We start from the raw sequence: 19,160 nt of genomic DNA, 5'->3' as shown, positions 1-19,160 counted from the left end.
TGATTGAAGAAGCGTTGGCCGGAAGGAGACGTGGGGCGACGAGAGCGCCGGCGACGCAGGCGGCACGAGGGTCAGGCGGCAAGATCCAGGCGCTCCTGGACCACAGGCACAGCCGCGATGGAAGCACCCGCCGACGCAGACGCTGCAGACACGGCCGACGTCGTGGGCACGGCGGACACGGCAGACGCCGTAGGCACGGCAAGCCCGGCAGACACACCAGACACGGCAGAAGCACCGGACCCGGCGGGCACAACTGGCACAGCGGAGACCGCGGGTAAGGCAGAGGAGGAGGGCTGACGTCTGGGGCGGACTACGCCCTCGGAGGCACGGGCGAGCACGCGGCGGTCCGCTTCGAGGCCGGGGTGCAGTGCGGGCTCGATGGTGACCACCGCGACCAGGCCGCGCACCGAGATCACCCGGAAGACGCAGGCGAAGAGGCTTTCCGCGGAGAGGAAGGTGGCGATCGTGGAGTCCTGGCCGTCCGCGCCCTCGCGGTAGCCGAGCCGGATCGGCACGACGACCGCGCGGGCGTCCACCGCGGCCTGGAAGACGGCCGGGCGCCACCGGCCGGTGAGGGAGTTGTCGGCGCGGTGGCCGGAGCCGGTCGCGGTGCCGCAGGCGGTGGTGCCAGTCGGGAAGACCGCGACCAGGCCGCCCTCGCGGAGCACGTCCGCGATGCGGCCGACCGTGGCGGGAAGCTGCCGGGGGTGCCGGCGGTCGATGAAGATCGTGCCGACCAGCGCGGCCAGCACCCCGATCACCGGCCAGTGGCGGATGTCGTGCTTGGCGGTCATCCGGACCGGCGAGACGGCCATCAGCGCGACCGTGTCCAGCCACGAGTTGTGGTTGGCGACGAGCAGTGCCCGGCGGCGCGGCACGGAGCCGGCGCCGCGCACGACCAGCCGGACACCGGCGGCGGCCAGCACCGCGCGGGCCCATCGGCGACCGGCGGACTGCCGGGCGGAGGAGGTCAGGAGGGGGAGGAATGGGAGCAGCACCAGACCACCGAGCACGGTGCCGATCAGCGCCACGGCACGCACGACCTGGCGCAGGCCGGAGGCGTGCCGATGGAGGCCCGAGCGGGGTAGGCAGCCACTGTCGCAGTTGGACCGGGGCTGGGCGAGCGGTGCGGGCAGCGGCGGGCGCCAGGGCGGCACGATGGCCGGTCCGGGAAGGACGCCCGAGGGGTCAACGGTGTCCATGTTCACTGTGTAAGCGGGCGATCCCTCACCGGCGTGTCGGCGGACCCCGATCTCGGTGTCAGGAACATGAACGATGCCCGCAAGCCCCTCCGTCACGTACCGGAAGCGACGTTCGGGAAACCACCGGAGAGCCGGCGGGTAAACCGCCCGTCGACCGGAAAAGCTGCGTTGACCAGGCACCTTCAGCACAGAAACCCGCCGGAGGCAACCGAACGTGCACCCAGGGCCGAAAGGCCCCAATGCCGTGATTCTCGACACGGACGGATGTCGGCGGCATGAGCCCGAATCACACGGCGTAGCCTGGAAACCGAAGTCTGACCCCACGTCAGCTCGCGGCAGTCAACGGATGCCTGTCACCTACCGCGACACAGACAAACCGCTCTGAAAGAGGCGATACCGGCCGTGTCGACCCAGCAAACCTCGCAGGACAATCCCCTGGCGGGCTTCGGCCCCAACGAGTGGATCGTCGAAGAGATGTACCAGCGGTATCTCGCAGATCCCACGAGCGTGGATCCCGCCTGGCACGACTTCTTCGCCGATTACAAGCCGACGGCGGAGGCTGGTTCGATCGCGACGCCGACGGAGGCCACCGCGGCCGCCGGCGCCACGTCCGCCGCACGCGCCGGCACCGACGCGCCCGCGGCGAAGGCCGAGACGGCGGCCCCGAAGGCCGAGCCGCAGCCCAAGCCGGCCCCGAAGCCGGTGGTCAAGGCCGCGCCGAAGAAGGAGCCGGTCAAGGTCACCCCCGGCACGGCGCCGCTGCGCGGCATCGCCGCCAAGATCGTGCAGAACATGGAGGCGTCGCTGGCGGTCCCGACCGCCACGAGCGTCCGCGCGGTCCCGGCGAAGCTGCTGGTCGACAACCGCATCGTGATCAACAATCACCTGGCGCGCGGCCGGGGCGGCAAGGTCAGCTTCACCCACCTGATCGGGTGGGCGCTGATCAAGGCGCTGGCGCTGCACCCGGAGATGAACAACAACTACGTCGAGACCAACGGCAAGCCGACGCTGGTCACGCCGGAGCACGTGAACCTGGGCATCGCGATCGACCTGGCCAAGCCGGACGGTTCGCGCACGCTGGTGGTGCCGAGCATCAAGGGCTGCGAGGAGCTCGACTTCCGCGGCTTCTGGCAGGGCTACGAGGAGATCGTCCGCCGGGCCCGCCGCAACGAGCTGACGATGGAGGACCACACCGGCGCCACCGTCTCGCTGACCAACCCGGGCGGCATCGGCACCGTCCACTCGATGCCGCGGCTCACCGTGGGCCAGGGCGCGATCATCGGCGTCGGCGCGATGGAATACCCGGCGCCGTACGCGGGGATGTCCGACGAGACCCTGACCGACCTGGGCGTCAGCAAGGTCATCACGCTGACCAGCACCTATGACCACCGGATCATCCAGGGCGCGCAGTCCGGCGAGTTCCTCAAGGTCATGCACGAGCTACTGCTCGGCGAGCACGGCTTCTACGACGAGATCTTCACCGCGCTCCGGGTGCCGTACGAGCCGGTGCGCTGGGTGCGTGACGTCGCCCGTACCTCCGAGGGCCAGATCGACAAGGCCGCCCGCGTCGTCGAGCTGATCCACGCGTACCGGGTCCGTGGCCACATGATGGCGGACACCGACCCGCTGGAGTTCGAGATCCGCCGGCACCCGGACCTCGACGTCCTGGAGCACGGCCTCACGCTGTGGGACCTCGACCGGGTCTTCCCGGTCGGCGGCTTCGGCGGCAAGCAGAAGATGAAGCTCCGCGACGTGCTCGGCGTGCTGCGCGACACGTACTGCCGCCGCGTCGGCATCGAGTACATGCACATCATGGATCCGGAGGAGCGCCGCTGGATCCAGGACCGCATCGAGATCAAGTACACGAAGCCGTCGCCGGAGGAGCAGAAGCACATCCTCAACCGGCTGAACGCGGCCGAGGCGTTCGAGACGTTCCTGCAGACGAAGTTCGTCGGGCAGAAGCGCTTCTCGCTGGAGGGCGGCGAGTCGCTGATCCCGCTGCTCGACGAGATCCTGCAGGCCTCCGCGGAGAACCAGCTGGACGAGGTCGTCATCGGCATGGCCCACCGCGGCCGGCTGAACGTGCTGGCCAACATCGTCGGCAAGCCGTACGAGAAGATCTTCTCCGAGTTCGAGGGCCACCTGGACCCGAAGTCGGCGCACGGCTCCGGCGACGTCAAGTACCACCTGGGCCAGACCGGCAAGTTCACCACGCCGGACGGGGAGTACAGCACCACGGTCAGCGTCACGGCGAACCCGTCGCACCTGGAGGCCGTCGACCCGGTCCTGGAGGGCATCGTCCGCGCCAAGCAGGACCGGCTGAACCTCGGTCTCGAGGGCTACACCGTGCTCCCGCTGATGATCCACGGCGACGCGGCGTTCGCGGGCCAGGGCGTGGTCGCGGAGACGCTGAACCTCTCCCAGCTGCGCGGCTACCGCACCGGCGGCACCGTGCACGTGGTGGTCAACAACCAGGTCGGCTTCACCACCGCCCCGGAGTACAGCCGGTCCTCGCTCTACAGCACGGACGTGGCCCGGATGATCCAGGCCCCGATCTTCCACGTGAACGGCGACGACCCCGAGGCCGTCATCCGGGTCGCGAAGCTGGCGTTCGAGTACCGCCAGACGTTCAACAAGGACGTCGTGATCGACCTGGTCTGCTACCGGCGCCGCGGTCACAACGAGGGCGACGACCCCTCGATGACCAACCCGCTGATGTACGCGATCATCGACAACAAGCGGAGCGTCCGGAAGGCGTACACGGAGGAGCTGATCGGCCGCGGCGACATCACCGTCGCCGACGCCGAGGAGCAGCTGCGCGACTACCAGGGCCAGTTGGAGCAGGTCTTCAAGGCCACCCGCGACGCGAACAGCACCTCCTCCACCCGCCGGGCGCGCTCCACCACGCCGGAGCCGGAGCCGGAGGTCGAGACCGCGATCGACGCGGAGACCGTGGCCCGGATCGGTCAGTCGCACATCGACCTGCCGGACGGCTTCACGCCGCACAAGCGGGTCCAGCAGCTGCTCGACCGGCGCGCCAAGATGGCCCGCGAGGGCAACATCGACTGGGGCTTCGGCGAGATCATCGCGTTCGGCTCGCTGCTGCACCAGGGCGTGACGGTCCGTCTCTCCGGCCAGGACTCGCGGCGCGGCACGTTCGTGCAGCGGCACGCGGCCGTGGTCGACGGTCGCACCGGCGCGGACTTCCTGCCGGTCAGCCAGCTCGCGGCCGGTCAGGCGCGGTTCTTCGCGCACGACTCGCTGCTGTCCGAGTACGCGGCGATGGGCTTCGAGTACGGCTACTCGGTGGAGAACACCGAGGCGCTGGTCCTCTGGGAGGCCCAGTTCGGTGACTTCGCGAACGGCGCACAGTCGATCGCGGACGAGTTCATCTCCTCCGGCGAGGTCAAGTGGGGCCAGCAGTCCGCGGTGACGCTGCTGCTGCCGCACGGCCACGAGGGCCAGGGCCCGGACCACACGTCCGGCCGTCCGGAGCGCTGGCTGCAGCTGGCCGCGGAGGACAACATCCGGGTGGCGAACCCGACCACCCCGGCGAACCACTTCCACCTGCTGCGCCGCCAGGCGCTGTCGCCGAAGCGCAAGCCGCTGATCGTCTTCACGCCGAAGTCGCTGCTCCGGCACAAGCTGTGCGTGTCGTCCGTCTCGGACTTCACGACCGGCACGTTCCAGACCGTGATCGGCGATGCCGGCATCACCGACAACGCCGCCGTCAAGCGCGTGCTGTTCTGCAGCGGCAAGGTCTACTACGACCTGGTCCAGGCGCGCACCGAGCGGCAGATCACGGACACGGCCATCGTCCGGATGGAGCAGCTCTACCCGCTGCCCGTCGAGGAGCTGAAGGCCGAGCTGGCGAAGTACCCGAACGCGGAGGACTTCGCCTGGGTCCAGGAGGAGCCGGCCAACCAGGGCGCGTGGAGCTTCATCGCGCTCAACCTGCTGGAGCACCTGGACGGCCTGCGCCTGCGCCGCATCTCGCGTCCGTCCGCGGCCGCCCCCGCGGTCGGCTCGGCCAAGCTGCACGAGGCGGAGCAGGCCGCGCTGATCGAGGCCTCGCTGCCCCGCCCGTAAGCAGGATCTGGAGACACCAAGAGCACCAGAGCTCCCCGCCACCGGTACGACACGGTGGCGGGGAGCACCCGTCTGAGGAGAAAGCACATGTACTTCACCGATCGCGGCATCGAAGAGCTGAACGAGCGCCGCGGCGAGGAGCAGGTCACGATCGAGTGGGTCGCCGAGCGCCTGCGCGACTTCGTCGACCTCAACCCCGAGTTCGAGACCCCGATCGAGCGCCTCGCCACCTGGCTCGCCCGCCTCGACGACCCGGACGACGATGACGCCTGAGCTTCCGGTCGCCGGCGCCGCTCCCGGCGGTGGCTACATGTTCCCGGGCGGAGAACGGCGCCTGCGGCCGGGCCCGGTGGCACCTGTGGTGACGTGACGTTGATCAAGGTCCTAAGACCTGGGTGTTCCGGCGCTCACCACGGGTAGGTTGAGCCTCGTGGGTCGAAGCGTCTACATTGCCGGGCTCGGTCCCGGCGGCGGAAAATCAACCATCGCGCTCGGCCTGACCGAGCTCCTCTCCCGGCAGACGCCGCGCGTCGGCGTCTTCCGGCCGCTGGTCGCCACCCGCGACAGGCCGGACGCCATCCTGTCCGTGCTCCACGACCGTTACCAGCTTGATCTGCCCTACGAGGAGCTGTTCGGCACCACGTTCGCGGAGGCGTCGGCGCTGGTCGCGACCGGCAACCGCGAGGAGCTGATCTCCCGCGTGGTGGACCGCTACCGCGCGCTGGAGCGGCATTTCGACGCGATCGTGGTGATCGGCAGCGACTTCGACGACAACGGCGAGCCGGGTCCGGGCCTGCCCCGCGAGTTCGCGTTCAACGTGCGGCTGGCCACGGAGTTCGGCAGCGTGGTGATCCCGGTGGTGGACGGCCGGGACGCGTCCGCCGACGAGGTGGCCTCCGCCGCGCGCGGCGCGTACCACAGCGTGCAGGATCTCGGCGCCACCGTGCTGGCCGTGATCGCGAACCGAGTGCCGGAGGGCACGGAGGCGCCGGCGGACCAGACCGTCCCGACCTACCTGATCCCCGAGGTCCCGACCGTCTCCGCGCCGACCGTGGGCGAGCTGGCCGAGGCGCTGGGTGCGGAGATCCTCAGCGGCGATGCCAAGGCGCTCGACCGCGACGTGCTCGACCTGGTGGTGGGCGCGGCCCACGTACCCGTGCTGCTTGATCATTTGACTGATGGCTGTCTGATGATCACGCCTGGCGACCGGGCGGACCTGCTGGTGGCCGCGGCAGCGGCGCACGCGGCCGGCGAGGTGTCCGTGGCCGGTCTGGTGCTGACGCTCGGCGAGCGGCCGGACGAGCGGGTCGCGCGCCTGATCGACAACCTGCACAGCGGCCTGGCCGTGCTCTCCGTGAAGACGGACAGCTATCACACGATCGCCGCCGCCAGCCGGATCGAGGCGGGCCAGCATTCCCGCAACCCGCGCAAGGTGCAGGCCGCGATCGGCGCGTTCGAGGCGACCGTGGACACCGAGGAGCTTGCCCGGCGGCTGGACGTGACGCGCAGCAGCCGGGTGACGCCGATGATGTTCGAGTACGACCTGATCGACCGCGCCCGCACGCACCGCAAACGGCTGGTACTGCCGGAGGGCACGGAGGAGCGCATCCTGCGCGCCACCGAGATCCTGCTGCGGCGCGGCGTGGCGGACCTGACGCTGCTCGGCGACCCGGACGAGATCCACCGCAAGGCCCGCGAGCTGGGGCTCGACATCAACAAGGCCGAGCTGCACAACCCCGCGACCAGCGAGTGGGCCGAGGAGTTCGCGGAGCGCTACGCGGAGATCCGCAAGCACCGGGCGATGACGCTGGAGCTGGCCCGCGACGTGGTCCGGGACGTCAGCTACTTCGGCACGATGATGGTGCACACCGGTCGCGCGGACGGCATGGTCTCCGGTGCCACGCACACCACCGCGGCGACGATCCGCCCGGCCTTCGAGATCATCAAGACCGTGCCGGGCGTCTCCGTGGCGTCCAGCGTGTTCCTGATGCTGCTGGCCGACCGCGTGCTGGTCTACGGCGACTGCGCGGTCAACCCGGATCCGAATGCGGAGCAGCTGGCCGACATCGCGCTCTCCTCCGCCGAGACCGCGGCCCGGTTCGGCATCGAGCCCCGCGTGGCGATGCTGTCCTACTCGACCGGCACGTCCGGCGCGGGTGCGGACGTGGAGAAGGTCGCCGAGGCCACCCGCCTGGTCCGCGCCCGCCGGCCGGACCTGCCGGTGGAGGGCCCGATCCAGTACGACGCCGCGATCGACCCGGGCGTGGCCGCCACGAAGCTGCCGGACAGCGCGGTCGCGGGCAAGGCCACGGTCTTCGTCTTCCCGGACCTGAACACCGGCAACAACACCTACAAGGCGGTCCAGCGCTCCGCGAACGCGGTCGCGGTCGGCCCGGTCATGCAGGCGCTGCGCCGCCCGGTGAACGACCTCTCCCGCGGCGCCACCGTCAAGGACATCGTCAACACGGTCGCGATCACCGCGATCCAGGCCGCCGGAGAGTCGCAATGAGCCGTGTGCTGGTGCTCAACACCGGTTCGTCCTCCCTGAAGTACCGGCTCTTCGACGGCGCGGAGACGGTCGCCAAGGGGCTGGTGGAGGAGGTGACCGATCACGCACGGGCGCTTCAGGAGACCTTCAACGAGATCAGCCTCGACAACCTCGACGCGGTCGGCCACCGCGTCGTGCACGGCGGCGCGGACTTCACCCGGCCCACCCGCATCGACGACGACGTGGTCCGCACCATCGAGCGGCTGATCCCGCTGGCCCCGCTGCACAATCCGGCGAACCTGGCCGGCATCGAGACCGCACGCAAGCTGCTGCCGGACGTGCCGCAGGTCGCGGTCTTCGACACCGCGTTCCACAGCACGCTGCCGCCCGAGGCCTCGACCTACGCGATCGACATGGAAACGGCCACAGCCAATCGCGTCCGCCGCTACGGCTTCCACGGCACCTCGCACGCCTACGTGTCCCGCCGCACCGCCGCGCTGCTGAACAAGGACCCGGAACACACCAACGTCATCACGCTGCACCTCGGCAACGGCGCCAGCGCCTGCGCGGTCGAGGGCGGTCGCAGCGTCGCCACCTCCATGGGCCTGTCCCCGCTGGAGGGCCTGGTGATGGGCACCCGCAGCGGCAGCCTGGACCCCGCGATCATCTTCCACCTGCACCGGGTCGGCGGCCTGTCGCTGGACGAGATCGATGAACTGCTGAACAAGCGCAGCGGCCTGCGCGGCCTGGCCGGCGTCAGCGACATGCGGGAGGTGGAGCGCCGCCGGCAGCAGGGCGACGAGGCGGCCACGCTCGCGTTCGACGTCTGCACGCGACGGATCAAGGAGCTGGTGGGTTCCTACTACGCGGTGCTGGGCCGGGTCGACGCGATCACGTTCACCGCCGGCGTCGGGGAGAACTCGGCGGCGGTCCGCGCGGCCGCGCTCGCCGGTCTCGGCGCGCTCGGCATCGAGGTGGACGCTGACCGGAACGCCGCGCCGGAGCGCGGCGAACGGGTCGTCTCCAGCCCGGAATCGCGGGTCACGGTGTGCGTGGTGCCGACCGATGAGGAACTCGAGATCGCCACGCAGACCCGCGCCGTGCTCGGCGGCTGACAGGCCTCTTACAGAACGAAGAACAGCAGGACGCCGACCACGACCGCCACCGCCACGCCCGCGCCGATGATCAGCGGGAGGTTGGACTTGGTGGGGGCCGCGGGCTCGGCGGCCTGCTGCTCCTGCTCCTGACGGTTCATGTAGGCCCGGAAGGCCATGGTGCTGCCACTCGGGTCCTCGTACTCATCTGCCATGCCACGAACGATAGCGAAGCGCTCCGGCATTCACGCATACCCGTGCGCCTAGCCGACATGTGGCCGGAAAAAGCACCCATATGAATTGACATGCGTCATAAATGGTTACTTAAAGCAGCGATTCAGGCACTGAAGGTAATGCATCTATGCGGCCTTGTCAGATCCACCCGTTCGGCCAAGGCTGATGATCTGCCGCGCCCCTACCGTTCGAGACATGACGATGCGGGGCTGGCGTGTGCTGCTCGCCGCCGCCCTGCTGACCGGCGTCTCCGCGTGCCAGGCCGCCCAGGCCGCGACGCCGGAGGCGCCCACCAGCCGGGCCGCGGGCGCGGCGCCCACGGTGCCGTACCCGGTCGGTGTCCGGACGCTGAACCTGGCCCGCGGCGACGACCGGCCGCTGCCCACCACGGTCTGGTACCCGGCGGACGGCCGTCGCGCCGGCGACCCGGCCCGCACGGACGCGCGCCCCGCGGCCGGCCGCTTCCCGATCGTGCTGTTCAGCCACGGGCTGGCCAGCTCGCCGCAGCTCTTCACGGCACTGCTCACCCGCTGGGCGTCGGCCGGGTTCGTGGTGGCCGCGCCGGCGTACCCGCACACGCACGCGCGCGCTGATGACTTCGAGCGCTGGGACGTACGCAACCAGCCCGGCGACGCCGAGTTCGTGCTGCAGGACATCATCCGGCGCGACACGCTGCGCGGCGACCCGTTCAAGGGCCGGCTCGACGTCGGTCACATCGCCGCGGCCGGGCACTCCGCGGGCGGCTTCACCACGGCCGGCCTGTTCACCACCGGGCACGACCCGCGGCTGCGCGCCGGCATCGTGATCGCGGGTGGCGGGCTGCCCGGCACGTTCGCCGGGCCGGAGGCGTCCATGCTCTTCGTGCACGGCGGCGCGGACCCGATCGTCGCGCCGTACGTCGCGCAGGCCGCCTACGACCGCGTGCCGTGGCCGAAGGCGTTCGTGACGCTGGCCGGGCAGGGCCACGGCGAGTACCTCACGCCCGGCCGCGCCGGTTTCACCGAGGCGAACACCACGATGACCGACTTCCTGCGCTGGACGCTCTACGGCGACAAGGGTGCCCGCACCCGCCTGCCGATCGACGCCACGCTCGCCGGCGTCTCCTCGATGAGCGGCAGGATCTGAACAGTGGTCGATGCCAGGGCCGCGCGGGCACAATCGAGCGCGTGTCCCGTCGCCGCAGACTCGTCGCGCTCGCCGTACCGCTGATGCTGTTGCCCGCCGCCTGCGCGCTCGACGGCGGCGACCGGCCGACCCAGGCCCGCCCGGTGGCCGAGGAACCGCCCGCCGAGCCGGACGAGCCCGCGCCGCCCGGCACCGCGCCCACCGAGCGTTTCACGGTCTCGAAGCGGACCATGGACTTCGCACGCGATGGCCGCGCGCTGCCGACCACGATCTGGCATCCGAAGGCGACCGAGGGCGAGTTCCCCGTGGTCATCTTCAGTCACGGGCTCGGCGGCAAGCCTGCCGACTACACGGACCTGCTGGTCAAGTGGGCCGCCGCCGGTTTCGTGGTGGTCGCGCCCGCCTATCCGAACACCACCGCCGGCAGCCAGCAGAACCCGCTCGACGTGCTCAACCAGCCCGCGGACGCGGCCTACGTGCTGACCGAGGTGCTGAAACTCAACGAGAAGGACGGCGACCGGTTCGCCGGGCGGCTGCGCACGGACCGGGTCGCGGCCGCCGGTCACTCCGCCGGCGGCATCACCACGATCGGCGAGTTCACCCGGGGCCGCGACAAGCGCCTGGACGCCGGCATCGTTCTGGCCGGCAGCACGCTCGGCGTCGGCACCGGCTTCTCCGGCAAGGAGACGCCGATGCTGTTCGTGCACGGCGAACTGGACCAGGTCGTGCCGTACTCGTCCGGCAAGTCCGCCTTCGACGCCGTCCCGTGGCCCAAGGCGATGCTCACGCTCCCCCAGGGCGACCACGTCGGCGCGCTCTCCGAGGGCGACTCGCTCACCGTCGTCGCCGGCACCACGATCGAGTTCCTGCGCTGGTCCCTCTACGGCGACACCGCCGCCAAGACCCGCATCCCGTCCGCCGCCGCAAAGGGCGACCTGGCCGAACTCGACGACCAGCTGTAAAGCAAGATCAAGATCCAATTCATTTTCCCGCTTCCGGCGTGGTCGCGGTCCGCATGCTCCCGCGGGCAAACCTCGCCGTCCGCCAAGACTCCGCCGGCGCTCCGCTTGCCTCCCGGCGTCGGAGCCGGTTCCGCCGCTGGTCACGGAATCGCGAAAGAACTGGACGTAACCACCCACGGATCCGGCGGCCCGCGGGAGCACGCGGACCTGGACCACCGCGAGAGCGGGAAAATTCTCCGCGGTGTGCCTTTGATCCGGCTCTTCGCGCTCGTGCGTCGCGGGATGCCGGCGGATCGACGCTAGGCGCTGGTGCGCTGCGTGAGCAGGGTGATCGTGGCCTTGCCGTCGGCCGCGCCGGCGCTGGCCGCGGTGGTGAGGGCGGTCAGGACCTTCCAGGCGAAGCTGGACTCGGACGGCAGCTTGGCGCCGCGGACCGTGGGCACGCTGACCTGGACGGTGAGCGCGTCCTCGGTGACCGAGAAGCGGCACTCCAGATCGGCGCCGCGCGGCGCGATGGCGAGCAGCATGGCGCAGGCCTCGTCGACCGCGATGCGAAGGTCCTCGATCTCGTCCAGCGCGAAGTGCAGGCGCGCGGCGAGCCCGGCCGTGGCGGTGCGGAGCACGCTGAGGTAACCGCCGTCGGCGGGCACCGTGAGCAGCACGACGTCGTCGTCCGTCGCGGGCTCCATTGTCAGATCAGTCACCGGGTCATCCCCCCGATCGGCGACTCTACCGCCTTCGTCGCCCGCGGCGCGTGCCCGAGGTGCAACTTCTTCGTGTGGTGTTTCCTGCAGCCTGATGCGGCAAACCGGCCGGAGCATCGCAACATCGATGCACCGGCCGGTCCTCCACGCCGTTCAGGCCTGCTTGGTCTCCCAGAAGATCTTGGAGATCTCCTCGATCTTGCCCAGCAGCTCCTCGGCCTTGGCCGGGTCGGCCGAACCCTTCGCGCCGGTCGCGCCCGCGAGCTTCGTGGCCTCGTTGAAGAGGCTGTGCAGCTGCGGGTACTTCTCGAAGTGCGGCGGCTTGAAGTAGTCGGTCCACAGCACCCACAGGTGGTGCTTGACCAGCTCGGAGCGCTGCTCCTTGATGATCAGAGCCCGGGTACGGAACTCCGGGTCCTGGTTGGCCTGGTACTTCTCGCTGATCGCCTTGACCGACTCCGCCTCGATGCGGGCCTGAGCCGGGTCGTAGATGCCACACGGCAGGTCGCAGTGGGCGCTGGCAACGGTGCGAGGAGTAAACATGCGCGGGAGTCGCATCAGGATTCCTCCGATGAGCAGTTGCGATGATCCTCAGTGGTGACACTACTCCTGGCATTCGTGCCCCAACCGAGAGAGGTGAAACGCGTGTTCCTGCCGGTCCTGGTACACGGACCGTCGATGGTGCCGACGCTCCGGCACGGCGATGCGGTGCTCGTGTGGGAGCGCGCCCGCGTACGTCCCGGCGACGTCGTGATCGGCGAGTTCCGGTCCCGCCCCGGGCTGCTCGTGGTCAAGCGGGCCGTCCGGCCCCAGGACGGCGGTTGGTGGCTGGAGGGCGACAATCCGCTGGTCACGGACGACTCCCGGGCATACGGCGTGGCGGACGTGCGGGGGCGTGTGACATTTCGATACTGGCCGGCACCGACGTTTTTCCGTCGATAACCGTTACTGTCGGGAACGACCCCGCCCACCCGTGGGGTCCTGGCCGGTCACTATGATCGGCCGCTACACCGGGTGACCCCCGTGCACTCCGCCGGTCAGCGCTGACCACGGCTTGCTTGCCGGCTGAGCATGTATTTTTCCTGCTCGGCTGCCTGCTGCTGAGCGCGTTTCCTCGCCCCGCGATCAGACGCCGTGGGCGAGACGTCACGGAGTGGAGTCCCCAATGGCATCCGCTGATCCCGTCTTCGACCTGCACCGAGGCGGCAAGATGGCCGTCGCCTCGACCGTCCCGCTGACGAGTCGCGAAGACCTCTCGCTCGCCTACACGCCCGGCGTCGCCCGGGTCTGCGAGGCCATCGCGGAGAACCCCGACCTGGCCGCCGAGTACACCTGGACCGGTAACGCGGTCGCGGTGGTCACGGACGGGTCCGCCGTGCTCGGCCTCGGCAACATCGGGCCGCGCGCCGCCATGCCGGTCATGGAGGGCAAGGCGGTGCTGTTCAAGCAGTTCGGCGGCGTCGACGCGGTGCCGATCTGCCTCGACACCCAGGACACCGAAGAGATCATCCGCGTGGTGACCGCGCTGGCGCCCTCGTTCGGTGGCATCAACCTGGAGGACATCAGCGCGCCGCGCTGCTTCGAGATCGAGCGCCGGCTGGACGCGGCGCTGCCGATCCCGGTCTTCCACGACGACCAGCACGGCACCGCGATCGTCACGCTCGCGGCGCTGCGCAACGCGGCCACGCTGCTCGGCCGCGACCTCGGTGACCTGCGCGTGGTGGTCAGCGGCGCGGGCGCGGCCGGCGTCGCGGTCACCAAGATGCTGATCGCGGGCGGCGTGCGGGCCGGCAACGTGGTGGTCTGCGACTCCAAGGGCATCCTGCACCGGGACCGCGGCGGCCTCGGCGGCGCCAAGACCGAACTGGCCGGCCTGACCAACGGCGGCATGGTCACCGGCGGCATCGAGAACGCGCTGGACGGCGCGGACGTGCTGATCGGCGTCTCCGGCGGCACCATCGACGAGTCCGCCGTGGCCCGGATGGCGCGGAACAGCATCGTCTTCGCGCTCGCCAACCCCACGCCCGAGGTGCACCCGGACATCGCGTCCCGGCACGCGGCCGTGGTCGCCACCGGCCGTTCCGACTTCCCCAACCAGATCAACAACGTGCTGGCGTTCCCGGGCGTCTTCCGGGGTGCCATGCAGGTCCGCGCCCGCACCGTCACGGACGCGATGAAGGTCGCCGCCGCGGACGCGATCGCCGGCGTGGTCTCGTCCTCGCTCACCGCGGACGCGATCGTCCCGTCCCCGCTGGACCCCCGCGTCGCCCCGGCCGTGGCCGCCGCGGTCGCCGCCGCGGCGCAACAGCCCGTCTGACGCGAGCCGGTCATCGGAGCGGTGCGGGCCTCGGGGCCCGCACCGCGCGTTACCGGGCCTCGGCGTCGAGGTCCCGAAGCCCCAGGATCGATGGAGGCGGGTCGCGCCCGAAATTTCACGAAACAGCGGCCGGCCCGCCGGCCACCGCCTCACGCTGACGCCGGAAGCCCAGTAGCGTGCGAGACATGCGTGCTGCGTTCGCGTCCAGGATCGACGACGAGTCCCCGCTGACGGCCCTGACCGTCGGCGAGCGCCCCGAGCCCGTGCCCGCCGGCGACGACTGGGTCACCGTGGAGGTGCGGGCCAGTGCGCTCAACCACCACGACCTGTGGTCGCTGCGCGGCGTCGGCCTCTCGGAGAAACAGCTGCCGATGATTCTCGGCTGCGACGCGGCCGGCATCGCGCCGGACGGCAGCGAGGTCGTGGTCTACCCGGTGGTCTCGGACCCGGGCGACCCGCGCGGCTTCTCGATCCTCTCCGAGCACCACCAGGGCACGCTGGCGGAGCGGGTGACCGTCCCGGCCGCGAACCTGGTGCCCAAGCCCGCCGGTCTCACGTTCGCGGACGCGGCCTGCCTGCCCACCTCGTGGCTCACCGCGTACCGCATGCTCACCTCCCGCGGCCGCGTCGCCGAGGCCGACGCGGTGCTCGTGCAGGGTGCCGGCGGCGGCGTGGCCACCGCGGCCGTGGTGCTGGCGCTCGCCATGGGCAAGCGCGTCTACGCGACCAGCCGTGACGCCGCCAAGCGTGAGCGGATCGCCGCGCTCGGCGCGACCGCGGTCGAGCCCGGCGCCCGCCTGCCCGAGCGCGTCGGCGTGGTGATCGAGACGGTCGGCGAGGCCACGTTCGACCACTCGCTGAAGTGCGCCGGCTTCGGCGCGCGCATCGTCGTCTCCGGCGCCACCTCCGGCCACCTCCCCGCGGTCAACCTGCGCCGCGTCTTCGCCATGAGCCTGGAGATCCTCGGCACGTCCATGGGCACGCCGGACGAACTCGCCGCCCTCCTCGACCTGTGCGTCACCAAGGACGTGCGCCCGGTGATCGACACGGTCTTCGGCTTCAGCGAGGCCGGCGCGGCCTTCGCGAAACTCGCCTCGGGCCACATCTTCGGCAAGATCGCTCTCGACCACACCCGATGAGGTCCTGGGTTCTGGCCCACCGCGAACCGGCAGGGAGGAGCGCCGGCGACGACCGGTGCCCGCGAGAGCATGCGGGCCGGACCACCGCGTAGGCGGGAATATCTCGATCTTCTGCTGTTCAGGGCTTCTCGGGATGCCGCCGGATCGAACGAACGCGGCTTGGCACGCCCCGAGCCGCCCACAGGAACGCTGGCGGCCCGGCGGCGCACGCTCCACACACGACAGTGCCGGGCGCCGGACGATGCCGCAGCGGGGCGCTCAGGCCGTTTCGTCGTCCGGGGCGCCGTAGCCGAGCGCGCGCGTGGACGGCGGCGACACGATGAGGCCGATCACCAGGACCGCGAGCGCGATCAGCACGGCGCCGACCCAGCCGAGGCCGCCCTGGATCATGTAGTAGCCGATCGCGATCAGCATCAGCTGGGCCACGATGCCGGGCGCGCGGGCGCCGCTGCGGTGGTGGCCGAGCGCGCGGGCGATCGCGTAGATGGTGGCGGACGCGGCGACGGTGAAGACCGTGACGCCGATCGCGACGCCGAGCGACGAGAACGTGGCCGTGATGTCCTTGAAGATCAGGAAGATGGCGATCGCACCGACCACCACGGCCTGCGCCTTGAGGAGCAGCACGGCCACCCGCAGCGTCGGCGGGGAGGTGACGGGCTCTACCTCGGGGGTGGTGGTCACGACTCCCACGATACCGGCGGTGACGGGGATGACGGCCGGGCCGGTAACCGCCACTTGACGTTTCGGGACGGTGCCGGATGCGAGGCATGCCGAGTGCGTAGTCGGACGACTACTCCAACGCACTACACGAGTCGGATGATCGGCGCGTTCCCCTCCGATCAGGATCAACGAGATCGGCACACCCCCGCGGCCGGATTGGACACGTTGATCGCGCGGATCAGTAGCCCGATGACCTATATCGGTGATCGCCCGGTTTCCGTGTGTCCACATGCGTCATTTGATCTCGGATAGGGACGCGACTTGCGATCGGGTAGTTACGCGCCGCGGCGAGGCTTCCGCACTTTGGGGCAGATTTTCCGTCAGCACGCGACCGGACCGGCCAATCGGGCGTTGAGCTTGCATGACCTGCCCGTATACCGCCGCCGGCCACCGGGCCGCGGCCGTACCGACTTGACGGTGAGTATCTTGGGGATCGACGGAAAGTACAGTTTCACGAAGTACCGGACGCGGCGCGTGTAATCTGCTAGGGACTGGGTACCCGCCCAATATCAGGTTGCCGCGACATGATCCAAGAGATCGGCGCCGTGGCACCCAGCACAAGAAACCGGGCCGGAAATGACGGCAATGCGGCGGGGACCGTACTACATTGACTTTTGACTGTCGCGTGCCGGGTCTCGGAGGAACGCCGAAATTCGGACAAAGGGGTCGTGAGCTAGCTCACCGCGCCGAACTTTTTCGCAGCGCGCCTCTTGACTTTGCCAGAGTTCGTGAAAGCATTCACAAGCGAAATGAGTTACGGGGATGTTGCCGGGACGCGCACGCAGTGCGACCGCTCCGCAACAAACACGGGCTCCACAAACGCCTGCTCACGCACTGTTGACCGATGGCTGCACACCGTCGCGATCAACGCCGCGCGCGCATAAGTAATGGAATTACGCATTTACCAAAACCGATCCGAAGAACAAGGAGTGTTGCCGCCATGGACTGGCGCCACGATTCTGTCTGCCGCGACGAGGACCCTGAGCTGTTCTTCCCGATCGGGACGTCCGGCCCCGCGCTCCTCCAGGTCGAGCAGGCCAAGTCGGTTTGCCGGCGCTGCCCCGTGACCGAGGAGTGCCTTGCCTGGGCGCTCGAGTCGGGTCAGGATGCGGGCGTCTGGGGCGGAATGAGTGAAGAGGAGCGGCGCGCCGTGAAGCGCCGCGGCGGCCTGCGGGTCCGCGCTCACTCCGCCTGAACCATCACCACTAGCGCAACGCCCCGGGAGCACCCCTCCCGGGGCGTTTTGCTGTGCGGGGCACCAGATCTCGCGACTCATCGCAGCCCAGTTGCCCCGAAACACACCCTCCCAAACCTTAAAGCATCAAAAACCTCAAAAAGCCATAAATCCGAATATGGTACGTATCGAGCGCCCCCGGCCCGCTCCGTGACCGACACGGCCGCGGTCGTCAGGCGGCCTGCAACCCGCTGTCTCAGGCAGCCGGCATCCCGCTTGCTTCAGGCAGCCGGCATCTCCCTGCTTCAGGCGGCCTGCATCTCGCTGCTGAACGTGACCGCGTCCACGCGCGACAGCACCAGCCGCGCGATGTCCCGCGCGTCCGTCAACGGCGATGCCACCGCCACCACTCCCCCGGCCGACCGCGCCGACGCCACCACCGAGTCGTAGAGCAGGCCCGGCGCCAGGAAATATCCGGCGATCGCGATCCGGCGAGCACCGGCCTCCCGCAGCGCGGTCACCGCCTCCGCCCCCGTGGGCGGCGACGCGGACGCGTAGGCGACCGCGGACGGCACGCCGAGCACGTCACCGAGCGCGACCGCGGCCTGTGCCACCGTCCCGCGCGCGACCACGTCGTTCGTGCCGGCCGCGGCCAGCAGCACCGCGTCGAAGCCGGGATCCCGCACCGGCGTGCCGGGCCGGGCCCCGGTGACCTCGGCGAGGCGGCGCAACAGCCCGGCCAGCAGCAGGTCCGGCACCACACCGTCGAACGGGCCGATCACGTCGCTGATCTCGACCGGCATGCGCAGGCCGTCCGCGCGCGCGGTCCGCACCACGTCCGGCACGTCGACCCGGCCGTGATAGGCGGCGGTGAGCAGCAGCGGCACCAGGATCGCCCGGGAGCACCCGAACGTCTCCAGCCCGTGCAGCACCTCGGCCGGCCGCGGGCCGGCATGGTCCAGATAGGACGCGCGGACGTCCGCGCCGGGCCGGGCGGCGGCAACCGCCCGGACCAGCGCACGGGTGGCGTGGGCGGCGCGCGGGTCCCGGCTGCCGTGGGCGACCAGGACCAGCGCGGTGCCGGCTAGAGGTGCAGCCCGCATTCGGTCTTCTCGAACATCGCCCAGCGGCCGGCACGCGGGTCCTCGCCCGCCTTGGTGCGACGCGTGCACGGCCAGCAGCCGAGCGAGGTGTAGCCCTTGCGGAACAGCTCGTTGACCGGCACGTTCCACCGCGCGATGTACCGGTCGACGTCGGTCTGGGTCCAGGCGGCGATCGGGTTGACCTTCACCTTGCCCTTCTTCGGGTCGAAGCCGACCACCGGCGTGTTCGCCCGGGTCGGCGACTCGTCGCGGCGCAGGCCGGCCGCCCACGCGTCGTACCCGGCGAGCGCGCGGTTGAGCGGCTCGACCTTGCGCATGAAGCAGCACTCGTCCGGCGCGCGGTTGAACAGGCGCGGGCCGTACTCCCCGTCCTGCTGGCCGACCGTGAGCCGCGGGCGTATCGAGCGCACGTTGACCGGGAGCGTGGCCGCCACCAGGTCACGGATCTTGTACGTCTCCGGGAAGTGCAGGCCGGTGTCGAGGAAGACGACATCGACCCCGGGCTTCACGCGGGACACGATGTGCGCGAGAACCGCGTCCGCCATCGAGCTGGTGACGCAGAACCGGTCGCCGAACTGCTCGGCGGCCCAGCGCGCGATCTCCTCGGCGGGCGCGCCCTCCAGCAGCCGGTTGCCCTCGGCCGCGATGGCCTTGAGCTCCTCCGGCGTGCGGCGGGCCTCCTCGACCGGCTCGGGCTCCGGCAGAGGCTGGACCAGCGCGGACATCGTGGCGGACAACTGCGGCGGGGCATCGACCTTGATCAGGTTGAGACCGGCGGCTGACAGCGCGCTCATCGGGTCTCCACCACC

At 70.4% G+C, this 19,160-nt stretch carries 17 protein-coding genes; 10 read left to right on the top strand and 7 right to left on the bottom strand.

Features of this window, described 5'->3' with window-relative positions:
- Positions 1–71 precede the first annotated feature (71 nt).
- Entirely contained in the window at positions 72–1,202 is a 1,131-nt protein-coding gene (locus tag OP04_RS41695; protein ID WP_085067194.1) for a lysophospholipid acyltransferase family protein, read from the bottom strand.
- A gap of 402 nt (positions 1,203–1,604) precedes the next feature.
- Between OP04_RS41695 and OP04_RS41690 the strand changes: the two genes are divergently transcribed.
- The 4 genes from OP04_RS41690 to OP04_RS41675 all read left to right on the top strand — a co-directional run bounded on the left by OP04_RS41690 (position 1,605) and on the right by OP04_RS41675 (position 8,894).
- On the top strand, positions 1,605–5,291 hold the full coding sequence (locus OP04_RS41690; RefSeq protein WP_033345537.1) for a multifunctional oxoglutarate decarboxylase/oxoglutarate dehydrogenase thiamine pyrophosphate-binding subunit/dihydrolipoyllysine-residue succinyltransferase subunit: 3,687 nt from the start codon (positions 1,605–1,607) through the stop codon (positions 5,289–5,291).
- 87 nt (positions 5,292–5,378) lie between these two features.
- Positions 5,379–5,564, top strand: coding sequence for a DUF6104 family protein (locus tag OP04_RS41685; RefSeq protein WP_033345536.1), 186 nt, complete (start codon positions 5,379–5,381; stop codon positions 5,562–5,564).
- A 148-nt stretch (positions 5,565–5,712) separates the two neighbouring features.
- The gene (pta, locus tag OP04_RS41680) at positions 5,713–7,800 is read left to right on the top strand and encodes a phosphate acetyltransferase (RefSeq protein WP_085067193.1); all 2,088 of its coding nucleotides are present in this window, start codon (positions 5,713–5,715) and stop codon (positions 7,798–7,800) included.
- Positions 7,797–8,894: an acetate kinase gene (locus OP04_RS41675; RefSeq protein ID WP_033345534.1), complete on the top strand. Its 1,098-nt coding sequence runs from the start codon at positions 7,797–7,799 to the stop codon at positions 8,892–8,894. Before pta ends, OP04_RS41675 begins: the two co-directional genes overlap by 4 nt.
- A gap of 8 nt (positions 8,895–8,902) precedes the next feature.
- Here OP04_RS41675 and OP04_RS41670 read toward each other — a convergent pair whose 3' ends face one another.
- On the bottom strand, positions 8,903–9,088 hold the full coding sequence (locus OP04_RS41670) for a hypothetical protein (protein WP_033345533.1): 186 nt from the start codon (positions 9,086–9,088) through the stop codon (positions 8,903–8,905).
- Positions 9,089–9,308: 220 nt separating this feature from the next.
- Here OP04_RS41670 and OP04_RS41665 point away from each other — a divergent pair, with 220 nt between their 5' ends.
- Both OP04_RS41665 and OP04_RS41660 read left to right on the top strand, forming a co-directional pair.
- On the top strand, positions 9,309–10,232 hold the full coding sequence (locus OP04_RS41665) for an alpha/beta hydrolase family protein (protein WP_033345634.1): 924 nt from the start codon (positions 9,309–9,311) through the stop codon (positions 10,230–10,232).
- Positions 10,233–10,273: 41 nt separating this feature from the next.
- A complete protein-coding gene (locus OP04_RS41660; protein ID WP_033345532.1) occupies positions 10,274–11,194 on the top strand; it encodes an alpha/beta hydrolase family protein in 921 nt (306 codons plus the stop codon).
- A 299-nt stretch (positions 11,195–11,493) separates the two neighbouring features.
- Here the strand turns inward: OP04_RS41660 and OP04_RS41655 are convergent, their stop codons facing one another.
- Positions 11,494–11,883, bottom strand: coding sequence for an ATP-binding protein (locus OP04_RS41655; RefSeq protein ID WP_408606852.1), 390 nt, complete (start codon positions 11,881–11,883; stop codon positions 11,494–11,496).
- Between the two features lie 168 nt (positions 11,884–12,051).
- Entirely contained in the window at positions 12,052–12,456 is a 405-nt protein-coding gene (gene sodN / locus OP04_RS41650) for a superoxide dismutase, Ni (RefSeq protein WP_033345530.1), read from the bottom strand.
- 78 nt (positions 12,457–12,534) lie between these two features.
- Here sodN and OP04_RS41645 point away from each other — a divergent pair, with 78 nt between their 5' ends.
- The 3 genes from OP04_RS41645 (at position 12,535) to OP04_RS41635 (ending at position 15,354) form a co-directional block, all read left to right on the top strand.
- The gene (locus OP04_RS41645; RefSeq protein WP_269746736.1) at positions 12,535–12,840 is read left to right on the top strand and encodes a S26 family signal peptidase; all 306 of its coding nucleotides are present in this window, start codon (positions 12,535–12,537) and stop codon (positions 12,838–12,840) included.
- A 223-nt stretch (positions 12,841–13,063) separates the two neighbouring features.
- The gene (locus OP04_RS41640) at positions 13,064–14,215 is read left to right on the top strand and encodes an NAD(P)-dependent malic enzyme (RefSeq protein ID WP_033345529.1); all 1,152 of its coding nucleotides are present in this window, start codon (positions 13,064–13,066) and stop codon (positions 14,213–14,215) included.
- Positions 14,216–14,400: 185 nt separating this feature from the next.
- Entirely contained in the window at positions 14,401–15,354 is a 954-nt protein-coding gene (locus OP04_RS41635) for a zinc-binding dehydrogenase (RefSeq protein WP_033345528.1), read from the top strand.
- Positions 15,355–15,612: 258 nt separating this feature from the next.
- Here the strand turns inward: OP04_RS41635 and OP04_RS41630 are convergent, their stop codons facing one another.
- Positions 15,613–16,035, bottom strand: a complete 423-nt coding sequence (locus OP04_RS41630) for a hypothetical protein (protein WP_157241075.1) — start codon at positions 16,033–16,035, stop codon at positions 15,613–15,615.
- A gap of 979 nt (positions 16,036–17,014) precedes the next feature.
- On the opposite strand from OP04_RS41630, the gene OP04_RS41625 reads away from it, so the two are divergent.
- Positions 17,015–17,269: a WhiB family transcriptional regulator gene (locus tag OP04_RS41625; protein WP_033345527.1), complete on the top strand. Its 255-nt coding sequence runs from the start codon at positions 17,015–17,017 to the stop codon at positions 17,267–17,269.
- Positions 17,270–17,553: 284 nt separating this feature from the next.
- Here OP04_RS41625 and OP04_RS41620 read toward each other — a convergent pair whose 3' ends face one another.
- The gene (locus tag OP04_RS41620; RefSeq protein WP_033345526.1) at positions 17,554–18,351 is read right to left on the bottom strand and encodes a sirohydrochlorin chelatase; all 798 of its coding nucleotides are present in this window, start codon (positions 18,349–18,351) and stop codon (positions 17,554–17,556) included.
- Positions 18,333–19,076 carry a phosphoadenylyl-sulfate reductase gene (locus tag OP04_RS41615; RefSeq protein WP_063746867.1) on the bottom strand — a complete coding sequence of 248 codons (744 nt, stop codon included), beginning with the start codon at positions 19,074–19,076 and terminating at the stop codon, positions 18,333–18,335. The genes OP04_RS41620 and OP04_RS41615 overlap by 19 nt, the downstream gene beginning before the upstream one ends.
- Positions 19,077–19,160 lie beyond the last annotated feature (84 nt).

Origin of the sequence: Catenuloplanes japonicus (genome assembly GCF_000717135.1) — a bacterium.
Lineage (GTDB): Bacteria > Actinomycetota > Actinomycetes > Mycobacteriales > Micromonosporaceae > Catenuloplanes > Catenuloplanes japonicus.
This window is presented reverse-complemented; position numbering and strand designations above follow the sequence as displayed.

Bases quoted from the DNA above. Each gene is read 5' to 3' on its own strand.
- OP04_RS41695 (WP_085067194.1), bottom strand. From the start codon at position 1,202: ATGGACACCGTTGACCCCTCGGGCGTCCTTCCCGGACCGGCCATCGTG.
- OP04_RS41685 (WP_033345536.1), top strand. From the start codon at position 5,379: ATGTACTTCACCGATCGCGGCATCGAAGAGCTGAACGAGCGCCGCGGC.
- OP04_RS41675 (WP_033345534.1), top strand. From the start codon at position 7,797: ATGAGCCGTGTGCTGGTGCTCAACACCGGTTCGTCCTCCCTGAAGTAC.
- OP04_RS41670 (WP_033345533.1), bottom strand. From the start codon at position 9,088: ATGGCAGATGAGTACGAGGACCCGAGTGGCAGCACCATGGCCTTCCGG.
- OP04_RS41665 (WP_033345634.1), top strand. From the start codon at position 9,309: ATGCGGGGCTGGCGTGTGCTGCTCGCCGCCGCCCTGCTGACCGGCGTC.
- OP04_RS41655 (WP_408606852.1), bottom strand. From the start codon at position 11,883: ATGGAGCCCGCGACGGACGACGACGTCGTGCTGCTCACGGTGCCCGCC.
- sodN (WP_033345530.1), bottom strand. From the start codon at position 12,456: ATGCGACTCCCGCGCATGTTTACTCCTCGCACCGTTGCCAGCGCCCAC.
- OP04_RS41640 (WP_033345529.1), top strand. From the start codon at position 13,064: ATGGCATCCGCTGATCCCGTCTTCGACCTGCACCGAGGCGGCAAGATG.
- OP04_RS41635 (WP_033345528.1), top strand. From the start codon at position 14,401: ATGCGTGCTGCGTTCGCGTCCAGGATCGACGACGAGTCCCCGCTGACG.
- OP04_RS41625 (WP_033345527.1), top strand. From the start codon at position 17,015: ATGGACTGGCGCCACGATTCTGTCTGCCGCGACGAGGACCCTGAGCTG.
- OP04_RS41620 (WP_033345526.1), bottom strand. From the start codon at position 18,351: ATGCGGGCTGCACCTCTAGCCGGCACCGCGCTGGTCCTGGTCGCCCAC.
- OP04_RS41615 (WP_063746867.1), bottom strand. From the start codon at position 19,076: ATGTCCGCGCTGGTCCAGCCTCTGCCGGAGCCCGAGCCGGTCGAGGAG.